Raw genomic sequence first — 21839 nt, forward strand, 5'->3', positions numbered from 1 at the left:
ACTTCAGTTGAGCGGTCCGACGTGCGGCGTCCGGAGCGCGGGCGCCCGGTCGTCCAGGCCGAGCATCGCCATCAGCATCGCCCGGTCCTGGGCGTCGATGGCGTGGCCGTCGACCAAGCGGGTCAACCTTGCCTGCTCGTCGGCGCGTGCTTCGGCGATCCGGTCGTGGTCGTTGCCGATCATCAGGCTCCCTCGTGTTGCGCCGCAGCCGGTCGAGCGAGCCTGGCCAGCCGCTGCGGCGTTGGCCAGCGGACACCGCGGGCCCAGCCCAGCTTCTCGAACACCCAGATCAGCCGGGCCGAGATGTCGATCTGTCCACGGAGGACACCGTGCCGCGCGGACGTCGGATCGGCGTGATGGGTGTTGTGCCATGACTCGCCCATCGACAGGATGGCCAGCGGCCAGAAGTTGGCCGACTTGTCCCGGCTGGTGAACGGGCGATCGCCGATCATGTGGCAGACGGAGTTCACCGACCACGTGACGTGGTGCAGGAACGCCACCCTGGCCAGCCCGGCCCAGAGGAACCCGGTCAGCGCACCCCACCAGGACAGCGTGATCACGCCGCCGAGCACGGCGGGAAGCAGCACGCTGAGCGTGACCCACAACGGGAACAACCGGTCAACCAACCGGATCCCGGGATCCGCGGCCAGATCAGGGGCGAACCGTTCGATGTTGGTGCGGTCGCGGCCGAACAGCCAGCCCATGTGCGCGTGCCAGAAGCCCTTCGCCAGTGCGAGCGGCGACGTGCCGAACAACCACGGCGAATGCGGGTCGCCTTCGCGGTCGGAGAAAGCGTGGTGCCGCCGGTGGTCGGCCACCCACGTGATCACCGGCCCCTGCGCGGCGAAACTACCCGCGATCGCCAGCATGATCCTCAGTGGACGGTTCGCTTTGAACGAGCCGTGCGTGAAATAGCGGTGGTACCCAACCGTGATACCCAGCGACGACACCACATAGAACACCGCGGCGACGGTCAGATCGACCCATGTGATCCCCCACCCCCAGACCAACGGTATGGCGGCGAGCAGAACCACGAACGGGATGATCAGAAAAGCCCGGATGGTGACCAGCTCCGCGCGGGTGGCGCGGCTGGACAACAACGGCTTGGGGACGTTGCGGGTAGGGGCGGTTATCGTCACTAATTACCTTTGTCTCGGTGGGTCCGCAGCCAGGAAAGTCGGCACGCGCGATCGCTGCGGAAGGAAGAACCCTGGCTTGACCTCCGCCAGGTCGGCGCGACACGCCGTAGCAGGGAGCAAGGCACTGCCGTCAGCGTTCGGCAGGCCCGTCGTAGCATCGACGATACGGCATCAGCGGCCAGACAACCCGTCAGGGAATCTTGAATTCGCCGAGCGGTCACTGCGGAGAAGGCCGAAATTTGCCCCTGGTGCTGCCGAGCGCTGGCAAATCGGTGTACGGGCCCCGCCAGGAGCGCTCGGCGGCGAGCACATCAGGTCACCGGGTGGGCGAGCCGGGAATCCGAGGTCCCGTTGTCCACGGCCGGAGCTTGTCGGGGTTGCGTACCGCCCAGATGCGCTTGATCCGGTCGCCGGCGACCTCGAACGCGTACACCGACACGGTGACGCCGTCTTCCTGCGCGATCAGGCCGGGCTGGCCGTTGACCGTCCGCTCAAGGAGCGTCAGATCGCGGAGCCTGCCCTGAAGAAGGATCAGCGAGCGCATGATCTTTTCGGCGCCTTCGATCGGGTGCAGCACGGTGCTGACCAGGCCGCCGCCGTCGGAGATCGCCGTGACATCGGGGTCGAGCAGGCTGATCAGGGCGTTGATGTCCTTGGCCTCCCAGGCCTGCTTGAAGTCCCTGACGATGCGGGCCTGGTGGGTTGCCGGTGTCGCGGGAGCCCGCACGGTGCGGATGCGACGGCGGGCCGAGGAGGCCAGCTGGCGGCACGCCGCCGGCGTACGGCCGACGATCTCGGCCACTTCGGCGAAGGAGTACCGGAAGACATCGTGCAGGACGAACGCGACGCGCTCGGCCGGGGTCATCGATTCGAGCACGACGAGGAAGGCCATGTTGACCGACTCGTCGAGGGTGACCCGGTCGGCCGGGTCGATGATCCACTCCGCGGGTTCGGGCAGCGCTTCGGGCAGTGGCTCGGGCACCCATTCGCCCACGTAGCTCTCGCGGCGGGCCCGTGCCGAGGTGAGCATGTTGAGGCAGATCCGGCTGGCGACCTTGGACATCCAGGCGCCGGGGGACTCGATGGCGTCCTGCTGTTCGCGGGACAGGGCGTACCAGCGGGCGTAGGTCTCCTGCAGGACATCTTCGGCGTCGGCCAGGGAGCCGAGGAGCCGGTACGCGAGGTTGATCAGCTGGCGCCGTTCGTTGACGATCGCGCTCAGCTGGCCATCTTCCGGCTCGGACTGGCTGGTCATGTGTCGTCGGCTCCCTTGATCGCGTCCTCACTCACCCATCCGACAAGACAGCGCGGTGAACTGTGAGGCCTCACATTCCGCGGTGGTGGGTTGTCGGTGTGGTGAGATCGAGAAGGGAACCTCACCATGCACTACACACCCAACAAGGTCGTCGTCATCGGCGGCGGTTACGCCGGCACGCTCGCGGCCAACCATCTGCGGATGCGCCCCGACGTCGACATCACCCTGGTCAACCCCCGCCCGGAGTTCGTCGACCGAGTCCGGCTGCACCAGTTCGTGGCCGGTACCGGCGAGGCCACGGTCGACTACGGCACGCTACTTGGCGAGGGCGTCCGCTTGGTCGTCGACAGCGTCACGCGCATCGACACCGCTGCCCGTGCGGTGCGGCTGGCGTCGGGCAGCGCGCTGGACTACGACTACGTCATCTACGCCGTCGGCAGCACCGCGGCGGTACCGCCATCGGTGCCCGGCGCAGCCGAGTTCGCGTTCGACATCGCTGAATTCGAGCCCGCGCGGCGGCTGCGTGCCAGGCTCGCGGACTTGCCCCTCGACGCTCCGGTCACGGTGGTCGGCGGTGGGTTGACCGGCATTGAGACGGCCGCTGAGCTTGCCGAACAAGGACGCCGGGTGACGCTTGTGTGCGGCCAGACCCTGGCGCCGTCATTTGGTGCACCGGGTCGCCGGCACATTGCCAAGTGGATGTCCCGGCACGGTGTCGCAGTGATCGAGGGCGCCGTGGTGAGCGAGGTCCGAGCGGATTCGGTCGTCTTTGCCGACGGCGGCGTGCGTACGAGCGCACTGACCATCTGGGCGGGTGGTTTCGGCGTGCCGGGGCTGGCTGCCGCGAGCGGGCTGCGTACCGACGCGCTCGGCCGTCTGCTCACCGACGAGACGCTGACCAGCGTCGACGACGATCGGATCATCGCCGCCGGGGACGCAGCCGCACCATCGGGCCAGCCGCTGCGGATGAGCTGCTACGCCGCCGGGCCGCTCGGGGCACAGGCGGCCGACACCGTGCTGAGTCGCATCGCGGGAACCGAACCGACGGTGATCAACCTGGGCTTCTCCGGGGCATGTGTCAGCATTGGCCGACGTGCCGGCATACGACAGTTCGCCCGCAAGGACGACACCGCGGTGAACGCGTACATCGGCGGCCGTATGGGCGCGGCGATCAAGGAGATGACCTGCAAGCTCGCGGTGTCACGGATCCGCCGCGAGGCCCGCAAGCCGGGTTCGGTCATCTACTTGAAGGGCGGCCCTCGCCCCGTGACGCCAGCTGTCACAGATCGCGGCGTTGCCTTGTCGTAAGTGGTGACGCGACGGAGTGGCGAAACGGAGCAGGACCATGAACGGCAAACTGTCCACATTGCTCGACGATCCCGAAGTACGGGAACTGATCTTCGCCATGGCGTCGGTGACGCCACCATCCGGCGGCTCCGCCGCGGCACGCCTGCACGCCGTACTGCTCCACCTCGCCGAAACGACGACCAAAGAGCAGTACGGCAGCTGGCTTTCCGACGGTGCGGTCAACAAGGCCATCACCGTCGAACAGGTTCGGATGACGATCGGTGACAGCGCGATCGACGACCTCGCTCAGCTGATGAGCGCCAGTCCGGGCATTGTCGCCTGGCAGCTCGCCGCCGTACTGCCGGACCTCGTGGACGCGGTCAGTCCTGGCGGGGCGGTTGTCGACGCGGACCGGCTTGCCCGGGAGATCGCTGAAGCGAGCGCGGATGACGACCGCTCGGCCGGATCCTTCGGCTCCCGGGTGCACTGATGGACGCCAGCCAGATGGGACGACACGCGCCGATCGTTGTGGGCATCGACGGATCGTCGTCGGCGATCGAGGCCGCCCGATGGGCAGCTCAGGAAGCCGCACTGCGCGGGACTTCGGTGCGGTTGATCAGTGCTTTTGGCTGGTCTGGCGCCAAACACGTCGGCGACCTCGGGCTTGGCGGTCAGTACCGCGAGGCGATGCTGGAAAGCACCCGTGAAGCCGTGTCGGCGGCTGCCTCGGCAGCCGGTGGAGGCGTCGAGATCAGTGAACACGTCGTCGACGGCTTTCCGGTGCCGATACTGGTTTCCGAGTCGCGCCGCGCGGGACTGATCGTGATCGGCGACCGCGGCCTTGGCGGATTTACTTCCTTGCTGGTCGGTTCGGTGGCGATCGGGCTGGCCGCGCGGGCGGAATGCCCGGTTGTCGTGGTCCGCGGGCAACGATCGGCCGGTCCTGTCGTGGTCGGCATCGACGGCTCGCCGGTCAGCGAAGCGGCACTGGAGTTTGCCTTCGAGGCAGCGGATGCACGCGCGGTGCCCTTGATCGCGGTGCACGCCTGGAGCGACAGAGCTCTGGAAACCGCCGCTGCGTTCATGGTGGATTGGGACGCCGTCGAGGCCGAGGAGCATCGGCTGCTCGCTGAGCGGCTGGCTGGCTGGGGCGAGAAGTATCCCGACGTGGTGGTGCGGCGCGTGGTGGTGCGGGACCGGCCCGCGCACACCTTGATCGAGCATGCGACCGGTGCCCAGCTCGTGGTCGTCGGGTCACACGGCCGGGGGAGCGCGGCCGGTCTCGTACTCGGCTCGGTCAGCCACGCGGTGCTGCACCATTCCCCGTGCCCGGTCGCCGTCGTCCGCGCCCGTACGGACAACTAGCCCAGAGGGCGGTGTGTCGCCGTCGCTGCCGCGGAACCGTTCGGACTGTTTCCGGCGTTCTTCGACATCCGGTGTCCTTTGTGGACTGTCAACGGCAGGTGCTGACGGGAAGCGTGGTATTGCGCCCGTGGGACGCATGGCGATACGTTGCGTAGCGGTGCCGATGCCGTTTGGATGTGTCTGGGGTTGACGATGGTCATCACGCGTCGCATGGCGGTTTTCGTAGCTTTCGCTTTGGCAGCGCCGCTCACACTCGCTCCACCGACTGCCGCTGATGCGGAGGTGTCACCGAACGCGGTCGTCGTGTGGGATATCAACGCGCAGACTGCGATCTGGGACGTCGCGCAGCAGGCGCCGCCGCAAATCGCCGGGCGCGGCTTCACGATGGTCAGCGGTGCGGTCTACGACGCGGTCAACGCAATCGCTGGCACGCCATACGATCCCTACCTCGTCGCACCGCGAGCCAATGGTCGCGAGTCGACGGACGCAGCCGTCGGCACAGCCGCCTACCGGGTGCTGGACGCCATTTTCCCGGCACAGAAGGATAGACTGCGTGCGCAGTACGACGAGTGGCTCGCCGGCATCCCGGACGGACCGGCGAAGCGTGGTGGCGTGCGAGTCGGTGCGGAAGCCGCGACCGCGATGATCAAGTCGCGGCAGAACGACGGTGCCTTCGACCCCCGGCTGTGGACCGTCGGCACCAAGCCGGGGGAGTACCGCACCACTCCGCCGGGCTTCGAGAACACCGGCGCCTGGGTTGGTTTCCTGAAGCCGTTTGGCATTCCGGACGCCACGATGTTCCGCACCCCGGGGCCGCCCGCGGTCACGAGCCACACCTACACCCGCGATTTCAACGAGGTCAAGGTGCTCGGTTCGAAGGAGAGCACCGTCCGTACCGCCGACCAGACCGATGCTGCGCTCTGGTGGCACGACCGCCGATCCGTCAGCTGGGGGATGAAGCGCGACCTTGCCGTCACCCAGAGACTCAGCGTGCTGGAGACCGCGCGCTTCTACGCTCTCGCGGATTTCACCGGCACAGACGGCGCGATCGCCTGCGCCAACGACAAGGAGTTCTGGCACTTCTGGCGGCCGGTCACCGCCATCCGGTCCGCCGACACCGACGGAAACCCCGCCACCACGGCCGACCCGAACTGGACTCCGCTGGTCGTCACCCCGCCGAACCCCGACTACCCTTCCGGCCACACCTGCCGCACCGCCGCGCAGATGACGGCGTACGCGTACTTCTTCGGCCGGGACAACGTTTCCTTCAGCGCGTTCAGCGTCGACAGCGGCACAACGCGGCACTTCACCAGCTTCTCGCAGGCGACCGCCGAAGTCGTCGGAGCACGCATCTGGGCCGGTATCCACTTCCGCTCCGCGGATGTCGACGGCACCACACTCGGCACGGCCGTCGGCAAGCACATCGCGAAGCGGTACTTCCAGCCGCGCCGATAACCCTGATCGTTTCTGGTGACGGGCTGCCGACGGTGTCGCGGCGTTGCCCGCGGACCATCGGCTGATGCGAAGCGTGTTTTGGTAGGCAGCCGTCCGGTCGCTGTCAGTTTCCGGCGGCGAGCACGGCGGCGACGAGGCCAGGGAACTTCTTGTCCAGCTCGTCGGTGCGCAACGTGTTCATGCGCTGCCTGCCCTCGTCGTACTGGCGGATGATGCCGCCTTTGCGCAGGGCTCGGAAGTGGTGGCTCAGCGTCGAAGCGGCTACCGGCAGCCCGAATGTGCCACAGGGCCGGTCGCCCTCGGCCTGCAGCAGCCGGACGATCGCGCGCCGGGTGGGGTCTGCGAGGGCGTGCAGCACGTCGTCGACGGTGATTTCGTCGAGTTCGGGGTGGGAGACGGCGGCCCAGCGGCCGAAGGGCACAAGCTGTCCTTTCGCTGTCGATGTTCCTGGTTCTCTTCGATACCTCACGAAGACTCTACTCCTGACCCGGTCTATTCGATGGGTATCGAAAAGAGGCAGACTGGGAGGTATCACCCATGCGTGCCCGTAATCTGATCGGCCTCACCGCTGTGTTGGCGCTCGTCGCCACACCTGCGGTGGCCTTGGCCAGCGAGTCGTACCCGCACCCAACGCCGTTCGGCCCGCAGCGGCCGTACGAGCCTGACGTGGCGGGCCCAGTGAACATCGACAGGGGATCAGTGGCCTACACCGAGGACGGCGGTTCTCGGTACGGCGTGCGGATCTCCTTCACCAGCCAACGCTTCACGACCACAGGCGTGGAGCCGGCCGCGGCACGGGAGTTCGTATTCCTGTTCGACCGTTCGGTGCACTTCAACCCCTACATGTTCCCGACCTGCGACCGGTCGGTCATCGAGAAACACGGTGCGGCGGCCTGTCCGGAGGGCTCACAGGTCGGCTCCGGCCGGGCGGTGTTCTACCGTGGCGGCGAGGGCGAAGTACTGGTCTTCAACACCGCCTTCGACAAGGGAAGGCGCGGCGTGCTTATCCACATCCCGGTCACCGGCGCCATCCTTGAGAACACCTTGGAACGCGTGGTCGGTCACTACCGCGACAACTATGGCTGGGGGCTGAACGAGATCCTGCCGGTGAGCGACGTTCCGCCGCAGGAACGGCCGAGCACCAAGGAGTTCTACGTGACCTTCGATGCCGTCTACAAGGGACAGAGCTATGTGCGCAGCTTCGCGCGTCCGGGAGCGGAACTGGCCGTCGGCGTGTGGAGTGAGTACGTGACCGGCCAGACCACCCTCGTCGAGGGCACGATCACCCGGCCTTGACGGCGCCAATGCACATTGGCGGCACGCGCCGCCAATGTGCATTGTGGACAGGTTGAACCGGTTTGCCGCGAGTGGAAGGTCTGGTGTTCGGAGGCCGGCCACGGTACAACCGATGTATGTCCGAGCGCGTCCGGCGTCCTGACCCGCATCTCGCGGTGAAGCGTGAGGTGCTGGTGCGGTACCTCGATGCCTGGACTGTGTCCGTGCTGCGATCGCACCGCAGTGCCACTTACGTCGAATCCGGGACCACTGTCTTCGCGGACGCGTTTCAGGTCTTCGGTGAGTTCGCCGACCGCCTCGACGGACATCATCTGGACATGCTGATTGTCGGGCCAGAAACCGGCCAGGTGATGGTGGGGGAGGCGCCCGCAGGGCTGTCCGTGCGGTCAGTCGCCGATCCAGCGAACCTCTCGGTGGCCGGACCGGCGCTGGCGTACTTGGACGTCGTGGACAGCGCCCTTACCGAGCAGGACGCATGGCAGCTGGTCACGTCGCTGGCTCGTGGCAGGGCGCGGGAGGTGCTGCTTGCGTTGCCCGCGGCGGAGCAGACGGAGAATCACCGCGAGCGACTTCGGGCGGCGGGCTCGGCCTGCATGGTCACCGTCGAGTTGGTTGCCGACGATGGCCGCGCCCAGCTGTTGGTGTTCGCCACCGGCGACAGCAAGCATCTCGCGACGTTCAAGAACGAGTTGTGGGCGGTCGACGAGTTCGCGGGGATCCGATACCGCGATCCGCTGGATATCGAGCGCACTGCCGTTGACATCTCGCTGACGCCGCAGCTTCGGCCCTTGCGCAGGGTGTTGCTGGCCGAATTGGCACGGCGGGGCAGTTGTACCGTCGCTGAGCTACAGCAGCACACCCTGCTCGAGACGATCTACCGTCCCGCAGACGCAATTGGTGCGCTGACCGCGGAGGCCGCGGCGGGCGGCGTCACCCGTGAGCCCGTGAAGGGCCGTCTGACTCCACGTACCGTTGTCGGCCACATCGAATGAACGATTCATCGCAGCCAGGCGCCGACCTCGGCCAGCAGTTGGGTTCGGCCGCGGTGGGCGCGGTCGAGATGGGCGAAGTGGGTGCCGTGGCGCAGGGTCACGGCACGGACGTCCGCCGCCGCCGTCAGGTCGGCGGTAAGCGTCGGCACATCTTGCTCGCGGGACCAGAAGTCGTACTCACCGCGCAGCACGAGTGTGCGCGCGGTGATGGCGCCCGCGTCCCACAACTGACGGCCCGTGGCCAGGTAGAAGCTGTCCTTCATCGCGCCGTTGGGAGCCCGGAAACTCGGCGGCGTGCGGTCGTCCGATGTCGGGTCGCTCGCCAGTGCCGCGCGCTGGTAGTGCGCGACGACGCGCGGATCGTGCCACTTTGTCTTGTCCGCGACGGGAATGCTGTCGTCCCAGTTGGGCAACAGGTCTGGTCCGCTGGACACGCGGTAGCCGCCGAGCGCGTCGTTGAACTCGCCCGGCCGGTTCGGGTCCTCGAATTGCGAACCGCGGCCGAGCATGCCGTGCCCGTCGACGGCGCCGTAGAGGCTGTTGTAGACGACCAGGTTCGCCACCCGCTCGGGGCGCGTGCTCGCGTACCAGGCCGCCCAGTGCCCGCCGGTAGCCCAGCCGAGCAGGTCGACTGCGGGCACGTCGAGCCAGTCGACCACCGCGTCGAGGTCGCGCACCACGTGGTCGCCGGTCATCAGTGGCAAGCTGGCGTCTGGTGGCCGGTTCATCTCCGGTGGCCGGTCCGACGCGCCGTACCCGCGCGCGTCCACGACGTACACGCGGCGTCCGGAGTTGGCGAGGTCGCCGGCGAGTGAGCCGCCGTCGACCGGCAGGTCGAACGACGCGACTCCGGGTACCCGGGCGCCGTGTACGAGCAGCAGCGGGCGGCCCCGTGGCGATCGTTCGGCGCGCACTTCGCGGACGCCGATCGCCATGCCGTCCGGGCCACGCACGTGGAAGTCCTTGCGTACCAGGCGATGTCGTTCACCGGCTGACTCGGCGGCGACCATCACCGGCGCCGTGGCCATCAGAGCAAGTACCGCGAAGGCGGTGCGCACTGTTCGCATGGTTCCAGGCTGCACGCGGTTGGCGGACAATGTCGGATTCTTCACTCAATCGACCCTGATTGATCTGATATCCCTATGAGATGGAGTTGCGTCACCTGCGGGCCGCGGTAGCCGTTGCGGAGCATCTTCACTTCGGCAATGCGGCCGCCGCGCTCGGCATCGCCCAGCCGCGGCTGAGTCAACTCGTCAAGGCTCTGGAAACCGACCTCGGCGTCGCGTTGTTCGACCGTGACACCAGGAATGTGCGGCTCACCGCGGCAGGCGAGGCGTTCGTCACCGGCGCCCGCACCGCCCTGTCTACTGTGGACGTCGCGAGCGAGCGGGCGCGGGCCGCCGGGCGCGGTGAGACGGGGGTCATCGCGATCGGCGTGGTCGGCTCGGCCGTTGTGCACCCGCTGCCAGCCGTGGTGCGAGCGTTTCGTGCACGGTATCCGGAGGTCACGCTGCGTTTCGCCGAACTGCCGACCCTGGAGCAGGTAGCCAGGCTGCGCGCGGACACAGTGGACGTCGGGTTCCTCCGCCCGCCGTTGCCAGCTCCGGCCGACGACTTGGCTCTGCTGCCGGTGTCACGTGAGCCGCTGATCGCGGTGTTGCCCGCCGACCATCGGCTCGCGGGCCGGGAGCGGGTCGCGGTGCGCGCGTTGGCCGATGAGCCGTTCGTACGTTTCCCACGTCACCTCGGGCCGGGCCTGTTCGACGAGATCACCGCGCTGTGCCGACGGGCCGGGTTCGAGCCACGTGTCGGACAGGAGGCGGTACAGATGCAGACAATTGTCGGGCTCGTCGCGTCGGGGTGCGGCGTCAGCATCGTCCCCGGCTCGGTCGCTGGGCTCAGCCGGCCGGACGTCGTGTTCAAGCCGGTCAGCCCGACCACACGGCTGGTCGACCTGGCGCTGGCTCGTCGCGTCGGTCCCGTGCCTCCGGTGGTGGCGAACTTCGTGGCGGTGACCCGCGAGGTTCTCCGCCGGTGAGTCAGGTCCCGGCCTTGACGGCTTGCTTGGCAGTTCGCAGGCCGAGCTCCTCGGTCGGTACGTGGTACGTCTCGCGGCCGCTGGCGACAGCGACGATGTTGACGGCGCACAGGGCCGCGGTGAACACCGCGACGATGGTCCAGCCTGAGCCGTCGATCGCGGCGGCGATGGTCGGTGCGAACCCCGCGATGGCGAAGCCGATCTGCGTACCGATCGCCATGCCGGACAACCGGACCTCGGTTGTGAACATCTCGCCGTAGAAGGCGGGCCAGATACCGTTGGTCGCGCTGTAGACCACGCCGAACATCAGGATGCCGACCACGAAGATCATCGGGTAGTTCCCGGCCGAGATGGCGCCGAGATAGGCGAACATCAATGCGGCGCAGCCAACGGATCCGGCGATGAAGACCGGTTTGCGGCCGATCCGATCGGCGATGGTGGCGCACAAGGGAAGCGCGATCAGCGCGGCGACGTTGGCGAGCACACCGACCCACAACATGGCCGACCGATCAAGGTGGACGGTGTTCACGGCGTAGCTCAGCGCGTAGACGCTGAAGATCGTGCTGACCGAAGCGATGATCGACGCGAACACCACGCGCAGGACGTCACGCCAGTGGTCGCGGAACAGCACTGCGACCGGAAGCCTGGCGACGCCTTCGGTGGCGACCTGTCGTTCGAACACCGGGGTCTCGTCCAGCTTGCGCCGGATGACGTACCCGGCGACGACGACGATGAAGCTGGCCCAGAACGGAATTCGCCATCCCCAGGACAGCAGGGCCTGTTCCGGGAGCGCGGCCACGGGCAGGAAGACCGCTGTGGCAAGGATTTGGCCTGCCTGCGTGCCGCTCAGGGTGAAGCTCGTGTAGTACGCGCGGCGGTGCGCCGGGGCGTGTTCGAGAGTCATGGAGTTGGCGCCCGCCTGCTCACCTGCCGCTGACAAACCTTGGAGCAGGCGTAACACCACCAGCAGAACCGGAGCCAGCACCCCAGCCTGGTTGTACGTGGGCAGGCACCCGACAAGGAACGTCGCGACGCCCATCAGCAACAGGGTGAACACGAGCACTTTCTTGCGGCCGTAGCGGTCGCCGATGTGACCGAGGAGGAACGCGCCGACCGGGCGAGCCGCGTAGCCGACGCCGAACGTGGCCACGGCAAGCAGCGTGCCAGTGGCCGGATCGGAGGCGGGGAAGAACACCTTGTTGAACACCAGAGCCGCGGCGGTGCCGTAGATGAAGAAGTCGTAGTACTCCAGTGCGCTGCCGATCCACGCGGCGATCGCGGCTTGCCTGGGTTTGCCCACCGGGTGCGTGCTCGCGGGTGGTGTCACGTCGTGCTCCTCTGTCGGGCGGCGTTGCGAAACAGCGGGGCTTAGGTACGAACTAGATAGTTAATTAAGATGAGGTGAGGGTCGGTTGTCAAGGCCGCTCCGGAAGCCGTGTCCACCTTTCCGGCATCATGAAACGCACTTTCCGGCACAGCGAAGTCGCCGCACGGGTCGGCGGCGGCGATTTCGCCGTGCCGGAGTGGTCAACTCACTGTGTCGGAGTGGTGGACACGGGCTTGGCGGGCGAGCGGGGAGTCGGTCAGCGGGCGGTGAGGTGGGCGAGGACGAGGTCGCCGAGCAGCTTGCGGTAGTGCTCACGGAGTCCCGGGTCCAGCATGTCCCGCTTGAAGATCGCGTTGAAGGTGTGCCGGTTCGCGGTGCGGAACACGCAGAAGGCGCTGATCACCATGTGCACGTCGAGTGGGTCCACGTCGTCGCGGAACACGCCGGCCTCGCGGCCTCGCTCGAGGATCGTGGCCAGTACGTCCAAGGCGGGGTTGGCCAGGCCGGGCAACACCGACGAGCGGGCGATGTGCTCGGCGCGGTGGATGTTCTCGATGCTGACCAGCCGGACGAAGTCCGGGTGCGACTCGTGGTGGTCGAACGTGAGCTCGGCCAGCTGGCGGATGGCGTCGGCCGGGTCGAGGTGCTCGACGTCCAGTTCCTGCTCGATGCTGCGGATACCGGCGTACGCGCGCTCCAGTACGGCGATGTACAGCTGTTCCTTGTTGCCGAAGTAGTAGTAGATCATCCGCTTGGTGGTGCTCATCCGGGCGGCGATCTCGTCGACCCGGGCGCCCGCGTAGCCCTTGTCGGCGAATTCGGCGGTGGCGACGTCGAGGATGTCGGCGCGGGTCCGGTCGGGATCCCGGCCGCGGTCCGGTGCGGCCAACGACTCGCCTTTCGTGGTGGTGAACGGGTGTGTTCACTGTAGCCGGGGGCTAAGTAACTATCTGGTACGTTCATTACATCCCACTTACCGAGGGAGGCGACGATGCGTTTGGACATCGCGACGGTCTGCTTGTCCGGCACTCTCGACGACAAACTGGCCGCCGCGGGGCGCGCGGGCTTCCACGGTGTGGAGATCTTCGAGAACGACCTGGTCGTCTCGCCGTGGTCGCCGGGTGAGATCCGGCAGCGGTGCGCCGATCTCGGCCTGTCGATCGACCTGTACCAGCCGTTCCGTGATTTCGAGGCGGTGCCGCCGGACGTGTTCGCGGCGAACCTGCGCCGGGCTGAGCGCAAGTTCGACGTGATGGCACAACTGGGCGCGGACACCATGCTGGTGTGCTCGTCGGTGTCACCGGACGCGGTCGACGATGACGACCTTGCCGCCGAGCAGCTGCACGAGCTGGCGGCCAGGGCGGCCGACCGCGGCATCCGGATCGCGTACGAAGCGCTCGCGTGGGGCCGGTTCGTGAACACCTACGAGCATTCGTGGCGGATCGTCCGCCGCGCCGGCCACCCCGTGCTCGGGCTGTGCCTTGACAGCTTCCACGTGCTGTCCAAGGGAAGCGAGATCGGCGGGATCAAGGTGATCCCCGGCGGGAAGATCTTCTTCCTGCAACTGGCGGACGCTCCGCGGCTGCGGATGGACGTACTGCAGTGGAGCCGGCACCACCGGCTGTTCCCTGGGCACGGTGATTTCGATCTGAGTGCCTTTCTCGGCGCGGTGGCGGCCACCGGATATGCCGGCCCGCTGTCGCTTGAGGTGTTCAACGACGTCTTCAGGCAATCGGATCCGGCTCGTACCGCGGTCGACGCCATGCGGTCCTTGCTTGTCCTGCAGGAGGAAACCGCACGCAGGGGGACGGCGGAGATGCGCGTCGCCGACTTGCCAGTCGTCCCGGCGCCAGACGGATACGCGTTCGTCGAGCTGACCGCGCCGGATCCGGCCGGAGTCCTTGCCTCGATGGGTTTTGTCTACACCGGACAGCATGATTCCCGCCCAGCCCAGCTGTGGCACCAGGGTGACGCCCGGATCGTGGTCCGTCCCGGCACGGATGTACGGATCGACGCACTGGGCGTGGCGACTGCTGATCCCCTCGGCGCGGCGCAGCGCGCCGAGCGACTGCTTGCTCCTCGTCTGTCTGATATGGACTATGACGATCCCGGTGTGCGAGCGCCCGACGGCGTCGGCGTTGTCTTCTACCGTCCGGAGAACGACTGGATGGCGGAGTTCACGCCCGCGGACCCCGCGCTGGTGAACACCTGCGGCATCACCGGAATCGATCACATCTCACTGACCGCGCCGTTCGACGACTTCGACCAGATCGCCTTGTTCTACCGCGCCGCGCTCGGTCTGGAAGCGGAGCCGGAGACCGAGTTCGCGGCGCCGTTCGGACTGATCCGGAGCCGTTCCTCGGCTGATCGGGATCGACGGATCCGTATCGCGCTGAACGTGGCCGCCCTGCGCCGCGGTGATTGGGCGCCTGCCGTCGCCGAGCCGCAGCACATCGCCTTCACGTCGGACGATGTCGTCGCCAGTGCCAAGGCGATGCGCGAGCTTGGCGCACCACTGCTCGACATTCCCGGCAATTACTACGACGATCTCCTCGCGCGGTTCGACTTCTCGGCCGAGCGGCTGAAGGTGTTGCGCGAGCATTCAGTGCTCTACGACCGTGACGAGCACGGTGAGTTCCTCCACTTCTACACGCGCATGCTGGGATCACGTGTGTTCTTCGAGGTGGTTCAACGCATCGACGGCTACGCGGGCTACGGCGTTGCCAACTCGCCGGTGCGCATGGCCGCACATCGGCAGTTCAGGCTGACGCACGGGTGAGGTCGCCGAAGTGGCGCACCATCCGCGCGATGTCGGGTTCCCGCCCGGTGAACAGCCGGAACGCGTCGGCGGCCTGGAAAACGACCATGCCGCCGCCGTCGAGCACACGGCACCCCTTGGCCCGCGCGGTGACCAGCAATTCGGTGTTCAGCGGCCGGTACACCACGTCAGCGACCCAGAGATGCGGCATGATCAGGCTGGCGGGCAAGGGAAGTCCCGGGTATGCGGCCATTCCCGTCGGTGTCGCGTGCACCAATCCATCGGCTTTGCCCAGGGCACGCGGCAAATCGTCGTCCACACGCCCCATCTCGGCTCGATCGTCGCCAAAACGGCGACGCAGTGAGCGGGCGAGCGCATCACCGCGCTCCCACTCGGTGTCGAAGACGTGGACAGTTCCTGTGCCCATGGTCAGCAAGGCGTGTGCCGCGGCAGCGCCCGCCCCGCCCGCGCCGAGCAGAACCACCCTGTCGACCGAAACTTCGGGCAGGCCAAGAGCGAGGTTGCGGGCGAAGCCGGAGAGATCCGTGTTGTGGCCGATGGTTTTGCCGTCGGAGAAGACCACTGTGTTGACGGCGTGCAGGGCGTCCGCTTCGGGGGAGAGGTCGTCGAGGTGGTCGAGCACGAGCTGCTTGCACGGGTGGGTGATGTTAAGTCCGTCGTAGCCCGACAGCCGGGCGGCGGCGAGGAGCTCGCCGACGTTTTCCGGCGGCAGCCCGAGCGTGGTCAGGTCGAGCGTGCGGTAGAGGTAGCGCAGTCCCAGTTCGTCCGCTTCGCGTTCGTGCAGTGCCGGGGTCAGTGACGTCTCGATCCCGGCGCCGACAAGGCCGACCAGGAATCGCCTGTTGTCGGGTGGTTCCGCCACACTCCTGCTCATCGCCATACTATGAACGTACTAGATAGTTACTTATACCTGAAGTGCGTTGGATCCGGGGTTGGCTTGATCACTCGGGGACGACGACGGACTTGGCCGTGCGAGCTGCGGTCGAGCCGTTGCAGAGTGCTGTATGGCCGGTGAACACCTGACGTGCCGAGCAGCCTTCGTCATCGGTGACCACCAGTTTGACCACGAAGACGCCTGGCCGGTTGTAGACGTGTTCCGGCTTGGGGCCGCCATCACGCAGAGTGGTGCCGTCGCCGAAGTCCCAGTCGTAACGGGCGATTTCGCCGTCCGGATCGCGTGAAGCGGTGGCGTCGAATCGGGTTGTGCGGCCTGGCATCGCAGTGAACGACGCCTTAGGTCCCTGGTTGGGCAGGACCGCGACCGAGTCGAAAGCTGGTCCGATTCCGTTGGCCGGGAACGGTGAGCCTGAGACCTCGCGTGGCACGGGTGTGATGGCGAACCCGGACACGTTGTTGCTGACAAAGTTGCTGACGTACAGCCATTTTCCGTCCGGCGTCGTGCTGATCCCCACCGGACCGACTCCGGCCTCCACCCGGGACTGAACGCGGTGCAGGGTTCCCTTGTCGTCTATGGAGAACGTCCACACGCCGTCTTCCTCGGGCGTGTGCACCGGACGGCTGGCGACACTGGCGACGTAGAGGTGGCCGCCGTCGGGGGCAACCGCGACGCCTTCGGGTGTCCTCGGCGCCGGGAACGGTGAGCCTGGCACCGGAGTGAGCGAGCCGTCGTACCCGATCCGGAACCCGTGCACGTCATCGCTTTCCAGACATGCGACGTACAGGAACATGCCATTCGGCGTGATGCCGATCCCGCCACCTGCCGCGCCGATCGGCACCGGGGGCCGGGCCGCACCCAATGTCCCGTCCGGACGCAGCGGGAACGTGACGATCACGTCCGGGTCTTGGTCGACCGGAATACCGTGGCTGACGAACAGAAATCGGCCGTCCGGGCTGACCGCGACGTTCCTGGCTTCAGGAAATCCCGTGGGAACCGGATCACCGCGCCGGGCGATGGTTCCATCTGGGTGGACAGCGAAAACCGTCACGGTCCCGGACAGTAGGTTCGAGACGTAGAGGGTGTGGCCGTTCGGGGCCATGGCGATTCCGATCGGCGTGTCGCCGCGGGTCTCCACCGGCTGGCCATTGCGTGCAAGCCTGCCATCGCTGGCCACGGCGTATGGATGAACCGTGTCCTCTTCAAGCGCCACAACGTAGGCGTACTTGCCGTTCGGGGTGAACACGATTCCCCGCGCTCCCGCTCCGGTCGCCACCGGGTCGCCAAGCGGATCAAGCGTGCCGCCCCGGCCGACTGTGTAGACCGAGACGTTGTGCGGTCCGGTCTCGGTGAAGTTGCGCCCGCTGGTGGTGACGTACACCGGCCGGCCAACCGAACCGTCGTGTTCGTCCGCTGTGGCTGTCGGGACAACCAGACCGCTTCCCACCACTACACTCAGAAAAACTGCCGCAAAACCATGCCGTACCACAACGACACACCCCCATGTCGCCCGATGCCCCCGACCGGGCCCGTCAGCCACGCTTCGCCGTCGCGCTTATCCGGTCAAGGGGTTGACCGATCAAGCACGGCAATGGCCCGGGCCAACCGACTGAAGGACAGCCCGGCGCTGTTACGGCCAGCGCCGGGCTGAGGTGCTTGGTACTGCGGTGGGTCAGCCGAAGTTCACGTCGCTGCACCACATGTAGGTCTGGTCGAGGTGTGAAGCCTGCCAGATCGTGAAGACGATGTGGTGTCCTCTGTAGCCAGAGGTCTGGACGTTGAACGTGATGTCCTTCGCCGGCGGGTATCGGCCCGTCTGCGTGATGAAGTCGAGGTTTCCCCAACCGAGGCGCTGAGTGGCCGGGTTGAACCCGTTCTTGCTGACGTAGACACGGAAGTAGTCGGCACCGTGGCTGGCCTGGTCGTACAGGTGCATCGTGAAGTTGCTGCCGACGTTGGTCGTCTTCCACTGTCCGAGGTTGTTCAGGGAGTTGTTGCGCGAGAGACCGTTGCTGCACAGTTGCCCGTCAGGGGTCGAGCCTTGGAAGTTACCGCCAAGGCCGTCCCGCAAGGCGCTCATCCAGTTCCACATGGTGTCGGGATTGGCCTGGAAGGCTTGCCAGCACATGGGGTCTTGTTGCTGCATGGCAGGGTTGGTGTGGTTGTTGCCCCAGGTTTTCCAGCATTGGTAGGCGCGAGTGGCGGGACTGACGATCGTGCCGTGGGCCGAAGCCGTCGGGGTCCAGATGAACAGGCACGCCAACGCGATGACCAGCGCCAGGATGCCGCGCCGCCTTGCAACGGACCCGGAGGTTGTGCGTATCCGCATGGTGGAGCCTCCGTTCTGGCTGATCGAGTGCGATCTGGGAGCGCTCCCAGATCGGCATCAGGTTATCCGCTACCGACCGAAACTGCAATGGCACATTGCGTTAACACGGGTAGCCCGCCCGTCGGGCCGGCATCGGTCCCTGACGTGCCCGTAGTCGGCGTCCCGGCCGCTGAGTCTACTTTGGACGGTCGTTGGCCGTGGTCGTGCGGCTGGGGTGACGGGGGTGCCCTCGGGTGATGTCAAGCGGAGGTTTGGCGCACGTAAGCCATGCTTTGCCCGGTTGCTTGGCAGGTGCCGGTGATCTTTGGTGGGGTGGGAGGCAGCAGGACCCGTCAACTGCTTGTCCACGGGAGTGAAATGCGGATCATCGAGAGCTCGATCGGGATCGACGCCTCGCCGGACGTGGTCTGGGCGTCGATCGTGGAGTTCGAGGCCTACCAGGAGTGGAACCCGTTCGTCGTCAAGGGGTCAGGCAGCGCGGTCGTCGGCACCACACTCGACTTCATGTTCCAGCTGCCCGGTGACAAGGCGACCAGGGTCCGGCCGACAGTGCGGATCGCCGAGCCTGGCCGCCACCTGCGCTGGGAGGGGATCACGGTCCACCGGGTCATCCTGAGCGGGGAGCACGAGTTCATCCTCGAGCCGGTGGGGACGGGCACGAAGCTGCTGCAGCGTGAGTACTTCCGTGGCCTGGCCGTGCCCTTCATCGACAAGACGATCAAGTGGGCGGAGCAGGGTTTTCATGACATGAACCGGGCGCTCAAGCAGCGCGCGGAGAAAGCCGCGGGTGTTCCCCAGGGCGAGTAGCCAAGCCAGGATTCAGCTTTCGCCTGCGGCACGCACGATCACGGCGGCGCGCAGCAGTGTCAGTTCGGCGACCGATGCCTGCCGCCACGCCGGTGTGCCCACCTGGGGCCGGTGCGCGGCGGCGGTCGTGACGAGCATGCAGTCAATGCTGTGCGGGTCGTCGGTGGGCAAGCGGCCGAGCAAGTCCTTGACTACGGCTCGCCTGCCGTCGACACCGCCGTTGCGGTGCCGGACGGCCCGCGTCGCCTTCACCGACTCAGCCACGTTGGTCGGCTGGAGCCTGATGTACCTGGCGGTCGGAGTGGCGATGTGGTGGCCCGCGGTCGTCGTCAGCGTCGTACTGCTGGTGGTCGGGCACCGCAAGGGCAGGCAAGCGGCAGCCACGTACGCCGACCTCGTGGAATCAGTGTTCGATGTGCACGGCACCGATCTGGCCGAGGCTCTGCGGATTCCCACAGGGGACAGTCTCACGCCACCGGTCGGCCACGTGATCAGCGAGCGACTGCGCAAAGGCACCTGAGCAGACTGTCCCTTCTGGATCTTCGGGTCGGCCGGCGCCGGTTTCAGTGTGGGCTGAGGGCGGGCGGCAACGCCCCGATGTGGCCGACTGCTTGTCTACATTGGATTAGTCCAGGCATTGGACTGTCCACCTGGTGCAGCGTCGTACCTGCGTGAACGGGCTCTTGACCGCCATGTTCGGTCGGTGGCATATTCGTCGAAGCGCTTCAACAGCGCGACCCTGCGTATCCGTGCAAAGACGCTCGGAAGGAACCCATCCATGCGCAATCCACTACGTTCGCTGGTATGCGGAATCGCGGCGGTCCTTGTCGTCACCCTGACACCAGCGGGGACGGCACAGGCTGCCGCCTGGTCCTCATCGGACAGGTGGGGGACCTGGTCCAACGGTGGTTACATAGTCCGCAACAACGTATGGGGCAGTGGCTACGGTCCCCAGTCGATCTGGGCTGATTCGTACAGCAGCTGGGGAGTCTGGGCGAATCACCCCAACACCGGCGGTGTGAAGTCCTACCCCCACGTTGGCCGCACCATCGGCCGGAGGCTGAGCACCGTGCGGAGCCTCACCAGCGACTTCACGGTGTCCAGGCCGAACGCCGGATCGTATGCGACGGCTTACGACATCTGGGTGAACGGCCACGACTACGAGATCATGTTGTGGATGAACAAGCAAGGCGCCGTGGGGCCGATCGGCTCGCGGCAGACCACGGCGACGGTCGGCGGTCACACATGGGATGTCTACCGGGGGAGCAACGGGTCCAACGCCGTGTTCTCCTTCGTGCGCACGTCCAACACGAACTCCGGCTCAGTCGATGTGCTCGCGGTGATGAACTGGATCCGCAACCGCGGCTGGTACGGCGACGTGACCATCAATGACGTCCAGTTCGGCTTCGAGATCACCTCGTCGGCCGGCGGGATGAACTTCCTGACCAACAGCTACTCCGTTTCCTCATCCTGACGAGCGGAAACGGGTACATGTCCTTCCGTTGCGGGGATGTTAACGCTAACCTCCCCGCGCGGACGGCTGTGTGTAGTCGAAGCGATTCGATATTCGTTGCCTGACGATCACTGGAGGGTTCTGATGTCCAAGCGAGTTCTCGGCGCGGCGATGGCGGCCGTGCTGGTGGTCAGCGGGTGCGGATCCGGTGGTGACGACGGCCCGAGGACGTTGAAGCTCTGGCACTACGAGGGCCCCGACAGTGCGATGGGTGTGGCGTGGGCCGAGGCGATCAAGCAGTTCGAGTCGACACACCCCGGTGTGAAAGTGGTGTTCGAGGAGAAGGGGTTCGAACAGATCCAGAAGACGGCGCCGATGGTGCTGAACTCCAGCGACGCGCCGGATGTGATGGAGTACAACAAGGGCAACGCGACGGCGGGTCTGTTGTCCAAGCAGGGGCTGCTGACCGACATCAGTGACGAGGTGACCAAGCGGGGCTGGGACAAGCATCTCGGTCCGGGGATCCAGACCACGGCTCGTTATGACGAGAAGGGTGTGATGGGGTCTGGCAAGTGGTTTGGTGTGCCGAATTATGCCGAGTATGTGATGGTTTTCTACAACAAGGACATGTTCGCCCGGCAGGGCATCGCGGTGCCGACGTCGGTCGGGGAACTGACTGCGGCGATGGACAAGTTCGTCGCGGCCGGTGTGACCCCGTTGGCGGTCGGGGGTGCGGAGTATCCGGCGCACCAGATCATGTACCAGTTGGCGCTGTCGAAGGCGAACAAGGATTGGGTGGATCGGTTCCAGCGGTACACCGGTCCGGTGGATTTCCATGACGCGGCGTGGATGCATGGGGCCAGTACGTTCGCTGACTGGGTGGACAAGCGGTATGTCGGCAAGGACTCGGCGGGGGTGAAGGCCGAGGACATGGGTGTGTCGTTCATGCAGGGCAAGCATCCGATCATGATCAGTGGCAGTTGGTGGTACGGCAGGCTGGCTTCGGGGATCAAGGATTTCCAGTGGGGGTCGTTCCTGTGGCCGGGGCTGACGGCGGGGTCCGCGGGCAACATGTGGGTGGTTCCGGCGGGGTCGAAGAACAAGGAATTGGCGTACGACTTCATTCAGATCACGATGTCGCCGCAGATTCAGGACAAGTTGCGTGATGCGGGTGGTGTGCCGCTTGTGGACACTGGTTCGGCGTCGAGTGCGGCGCCGCAGTTGAAGGAAGTGGCGGAGAATTTCAAGACGTTGGCCGCGCAGGATCGGTTGGCGTTCTATCCGGACTGGCCGGCGCCGGGTTATTACGATGTGCAGGTTTCGGCGGTGCAGAAGCTGATCACCGGCACGGCGACGCCGCATCAGGTGATGGACGAGATAGCCAAGCCCTACCAGGAGAACCTGGCGAACGTCGGCAAATGA

Annotated in this window: 23 protein-coding genes; 12 read left to right on the forward strand and 11 right to left on the reverse strand. The window is 66.4% G+C overall.

The genetic code is table 11. The features are described 5' to 3' along the window. Positions 1-3 precede the first annotated feature (3 nt). From B9C43_RS05700 to sigJ, 3 genes are all read right to left on the reverse strand, one after another. Positions 4-183, reverse strand: a complete 180-nt coding sequence (locus B9C43_RS05700; RefSeq protein ID WP_033385344.1) for a hypothetical protein — start codon at positions 181-183, stop codon at positions 4-6. Then, the gene (locus B9C43_RS05705; RefSeq protein WP_051896170.1) at positions 183-1133 is read right to left on the reverse strand and encodes an acyl-CoA desaturase; all 951 of its coding nucleotides are present in this window, start codon (positions 1131-1133) and stop codon (positions 183-185) included. The genes B9C43_RS05700 and B9C43_RS05705 overlap by 1 nt, the downstream gene beginning before the upstream one ends. 322 nt (positions 1134-1455) lie before the next feature. Continuing rightward, entirely contained in the window at positions 1456-2394 is a 939-nt protein-coding gene (gene sigJ / locus B9C43_RS05710; protein WP_084424959.1) for an RNA polymerase sigma factor SigJ, read from the reverse strand. 126 nt (positions 2395-2520) lie between these two features. Between sigJ and B9C43_RS05715 the strand changes: the two genes are divergently transcribed. From B9C43_RS05715 to B9C43_RS05730, 4 genes are all read left to right on the forward strand, one after another. Continuing rightward, the gene (locus B9C43_RS05715) at positions 2521-3702 is read left to right on the forward strand and encodes an NAD(P)/FAD-dependent oxidoreductase (protein ID WP_084424960.1); all 1182 of its coding nucleotides are present in this window, start codon (positions 2521-2523) and stop codon (positions 3700-3702) included. Positions 3703-3739: 37 nt separating this feature from the next. Next, positions 3740-4171: a YidB family protein gene (locus tag B9C43_RS05720; protein ID WP_084424961.1), complete on the forward strand. Its 432-nt coding sequence runs from the start codon at positions 3740-3742 to the stop codon at positions 4169-4171. Further along, a complete protein-coding gene (locus tag B9C43_RS05725; protein ID WP_235038445.1) occupies positions 4171-5046 on the forward strand; it encodes a universal stress protein in 876 nt (291 codons plus the stop codon). Before B9C43_RS05720 ends, B9C43_RS05725 begins: the two co-directional genes overlap by 1 nt. A 210-nt stretch (positions 5047-5256) precedes the next feature. Further along, on the forward strand, positions 5257-6501 hold the full coding sequence (locus tag B9C43_RS05730; protein ID WP_200825430.1) for a vanadium-dependent haloperoxidase: 1245 nt from the start codon (positions 5257-5259) through the stop codon (positions 6499-6501). 103 nt (positions 6502-6604) lie between these two features. On the opposite strand, the gene B9C43_RS05735 is transcribed toward B9C43_RS05730, so the two are convergent. Continuing rightward, a complete protein-coding gene (locus B9C43_RS05735; RefSeq protein WP_033385302.1) occupies positions 6605-6922 on the reverse strand; it encodes an ArsR/SmtB family transcription factor in 318 nt (105 codons plus the stop codon). Positions 6923-7038: 116 nt separating this feature from the next. Here B9C43_RS05735 and B9C43_RS05740 point away from each other — a divergent pair, with 116 nt between their 5' ends. Together B9C43_RS05740 and B9C43_RS05745 are read left to right on the forward strand one after the other, a co-directional pair. Continuing rightward, positions 7039-7797: a hypothetical protein gene (locus B9C43_RS05740; protein ID WP_084424962.1), complete on the forward strand. Its 759-nt coding sequence runs from the start codon at positions 7039-7041 to the stop codon at positions 7795-7797. 116 nt (positions 7798-7913) lie between these two features. After that, positions 7914-8789 (forward strand): hypothetical protein, encoded by an 876-nt coding sequence (locus tag B9C43_RS05745; protein WP_033385319.1) that lies wholly within the window; start codon positions 7914-7916, stop codon positions 8787-8789. A 5-nt stretch (positions 8790-8794) separates the two neighbouring features. On the opposite strand, the gene B9C43_RS05750 is transcribed toward B9C43_RS05745, so the two are convergent. Continuing rightward, a complete protein-coding gene (locus B9C43_RS05750) occupies positions 8795-9856 on the reverse strand; it encodes an alpha/beta fold hydrolase (RefSeq protein WP_084425607.1) in 1062 nt (353 codons plus the stop codon). A gap of 80 nt (positions 9857-9936) precedes the next feature. On the opposite strand from B9C43_RS05750, the gene B9C43_RS05755 reads away from it, so the two are divergent. Next, entirely contained in the window at positions 9937-10827 is an 891-nt protein-coding gene (locus B9C43_RS05755) for a LysR family transcriptional regulator (protein ID WP_084424963.1), read from the forward strand. Position 10828: 1 nt separating this feature from the next. Here the strand turns inward: B9C43_RS05755 and B9C43_RS05760 are convergent, their stop codons facing one another. Together B9C43_RS05760 and B9C43_RS05765 are read right to left on the reverse strand one after the other, a co-directional pair. After that, positions 10829-12154, reverse strand: coding sequence for an MFS transporter (locus B9C43_RS05760; RefSeq protein WP_084424964.1), 1326 nt, complete (start codon positions 12152-12154; stop codon positions 10829-10831). 256 nt (positions 12155-12410) lie between these two features. Further along, positions 12411-13043, reverse strand: a complete 633-nt coding sequence (locus B9C43_RS05765; protein ID WP_033385293.1) for a TetR/AcrR family transcriptional regulator — start codon at positions 13041-13043, stop codon at positions 12411-12413. A 102-nt stretch (positions 13044-13145) separates the two neighbouring features. On the opposite strand from B9C43_RS05765, the gene B9C43_RS05770 reads away from it, so the two are divergent. Then, positions 13146-14933: a bifunctional sugar phosphate isomerase/epimerase/4-hydroxyphenylpyruvate dioxygenase family protein gene (locus B9C43_RS05770; RefSeq protein ID WP_084424965.1), complete on the forward strand. Its 1788-nt coding sequence runs from the start codon at positions 13146-13148 to the stop codon at positions 14931-14933. On the opposite strand, the gene B9C43_RS05775 is transcribed toward B9C43_RS05770, so the two are convergent. The 3 genes from B9C43_RS05775 to B9C43_RS05785 all read right to left on the reverse strand — a co-directional run bounded on the left by B9C43_RS05775 (position 14914) and on the right by B9C43_RS05785 (position 18157). Further along, positions 14914-15807: a shikimate dehydrogenase gene (locus B9C43_RS05775; RefSeq protein ID WP_084425608.1), complete on the reverse strand. Its 894-nt coding sequence runs from the start codon at positions 15805-15807 to the stop codon at positions 14914-14916. The two genes, B9C43_RS05770 and B9C43_RS05775, sit on opposite strands and share 20 nt — an antisense overlap. A gap of 67 nt (positions 15808-15874) precedes the next feature. Then, entirely contained in the window at positions 15875-17275 is a 1401-nt protein-coding gene (locus B9C43_RS05780) for a beta-propeller fold lactonase family protein (protein WP_160096345.1), read from the reverse strand. Between the two features lie 225 nt (positions 17276-17500). Further along, a complete protein-coding gene (locus B9C43_RS05785) occupies positions 17501-18157 on the reverse strand; it encodes a lytic polysaccharide monooxygenase auxiliary activity family 9 protein (RefSeq protein ID WP_033385286.1) in 657 nt (218 codons plus the stop codon). A gap of 357 nt (positions 18158-18514) precedes the next feature. Here B9C43_RS05785 and B9C43_RS05790 point away from each other — a divergent pair, with 357 nt between their 5' ends. Then, on the forward strand, positions 18515-18964 hold the full coding sequence (locus B9C43_RS05790) for an SRPBCC domain-containing protein (protein ID WP_160096347.1): 450 nt from the start codon (positions 18515-18517) through the stop codon (positions 18962-18964). A gap of 12 nt (positions 18965-18976) precedes the next feature. Here the strand turns inward: B9C43_RS05790 and B9C43_RS58355 are convergent, their stop codons facing one another. After that, positions 18977-19228 (reverse strand): hypothetical protein, encoded by a 252-nt coding sequence (locus B9C43_RS58355; RefSeq protein ID WP_084424968.1) that lies wholly within the window; start codon positions 19226-19228, stop codon positions 18977-18979. Positions 19229-19247: 19 nt separating this feature from the next. Here B9C43_RS58355 and B9C43_RS58360 point away from each other — a divergent pair, with 19 nt between their 5' ends. The 3 genes from B9C43_RS58360 to B9C43_RS57445 all read left to right on the forward strand — a co-directional run bounded on the left by B9C43_RS58360 (position 19248) and on the right by B9C43_RS57445 (position 21839). Then, positions 19248-19484, forward strand: a complete 237-nt coding sequence (locus B9C43_RS58360) for a hypothetical protein (RefSeq protein ID WP_084424969.1) — start codon at positions 19248-19250, stop codon at positions 19482-19484. Positions 19485-19742: 258 nt separating this feature from the next. Continuing rightward, positions 19743-20438: a glycoside hydrolase family 12 protein gene (locus B9C43_RS05805; RefSeq protein ID WP_084424970.1), complete on the forward strand. Its 696-nt coding sequence runs from the start codon at positions 19743-19745 to the stop codon at positions 20436-20438. Between the two features lie 123 nt (positions 20439-20561). Further along, positions 20562-21839 (forward strand): ABC transporter substrate-binding protein, encoded by a 1278-nt coding sequence (locus B9C43_RS57445; protein ID WP_235038446.1) that lies wholly within the window; start codon positions 20562-20564, stop codon positions 21837-21839.

The sequence above is a fragment of the Kibdelosporangium aridum genome, from assembly GCF_900176515.1.
GTDB classification, from domain to species: domain Bacteria; phylum Actinomycetota; class Actinomycetes; order Mycobacteriales; family Pseudonocardiaceae; genus Kibdelosporangium; species Kibdelosporangium aridum.

Coding starts and splice junctions, on each gene's coding strand:
- sigJ (WP_084424959.1), bottom strand. CDS start 2,394: ATGACCAGCCAGTCCGAGCCGGAAGATGGCCAGCTGAGCGCGATCGTC.
- B9C43_RS05750 (WP_084425607.1), bottom strand. CDS start 9,856: ATGCGAACAGTGCGCACCGCCTTCGCGGTACTTGCTCTGATGGCCACG.
- B9C43_RS05715 (WP_084424960.1), top strand. CDS start 2,521: ATGCACTACACACCCAACAAGGTCGTCGTCATCGGCGGCGGTTACGCC.
- B9C43_RS05775 (WP_084425608.1), bottom strand. CDS start 15,807: ATGAGCAGGAGTGTGGCGGAACCACCCGACAACAGGCGATTCCTGGTC.
- B9C43_RS05785 (WP_033385286.1), bottom strand. CDS start 18,157: ATGCGGATACGCACAACCTCCGGGTCCGTTGCAAGGCGGCGCGGCATC.
- B9C43_RS05740 (WP_084424962.1), top strand. CDS start 7,039: ATGCGTGCCCGTAATCTGATCGGCCTCACCGCTGTGTTGGCGCTCGTC.
- B9C43_RS05725 (WP_235038445.1), top strand. CDS start 4,171: ATGGACGCCAGCCAGATGGGACGACACGCGCCGATCGTTGTGGGCATC.
- B9C43_RS05730 (WP_200825430.1), top strand. CDS start 5,257: ATGGCGGTTTTCGTAGCTTTCGCTTTGGCAGCGCCGCTCACACTCGCT.
- B9C43_RS05700 (WP_033385344.1), bottom strand. CDS start 183: ATGATCGGCAACGACCACGACCGGATCGCCGAAGCACGCGCCGACGAG.
- B9C43_RS05770 (WP_084424965.1), top strand. CDS start 13,146: ATGCGTTTGGACATCGCGACGGTCTGCTTGTCCGGCACTCTCGACGAC.
- B9C43_RS05755 (WP_084424963.1), top strand. CDS start 9,937: ATGGAGTTGCGTCACCTGCGGGCCGCGGTAGCCGTTGCGGAGCATCTT.
- B9C43_RS05745 (WP_033385319.1), top strand. CDS start 7,914: ATGTCCGAGCGCGTCCGGCGTCCTGACCCGCATCTCGCGGTGAAGCGT.
- B9C43_RS05790 (WP_160096347.1), top strand. CDS start 18,515: ATGCGGATCATCGAGAGCTCGATCGGGATCGACGCCTCGCCGGACGTG.
- B9C43_RS05720 (WP_084424961.1), top strand. CDS start 3,740: ATGAACGGCAAACTGTCCACATTGCTCGACGATCCCGAAGTACGGGAA.
- B9C43_RS57445 (WP_235038446.1), top strand. CDS start 20,562: ATGTCCAAGCGAGTTCTCGGCGCGGCGATGGCGGCCGTGCTGGTGGTC.
- B9C43_RS58360 (WP_084424969.1), top strand. CDS start 19,248: ATGTACCTGGCGGTCGGAGTGGCGATGTGGTGGCCCGCGGTCGTCGTC.
- B9C43_RS05805 (WP_084424970.1), top strand. CDS start 19,743: ATGCGCAATCCACTACGTTCGCTGGTATGCGGAATCGCGGCGGTCCTT.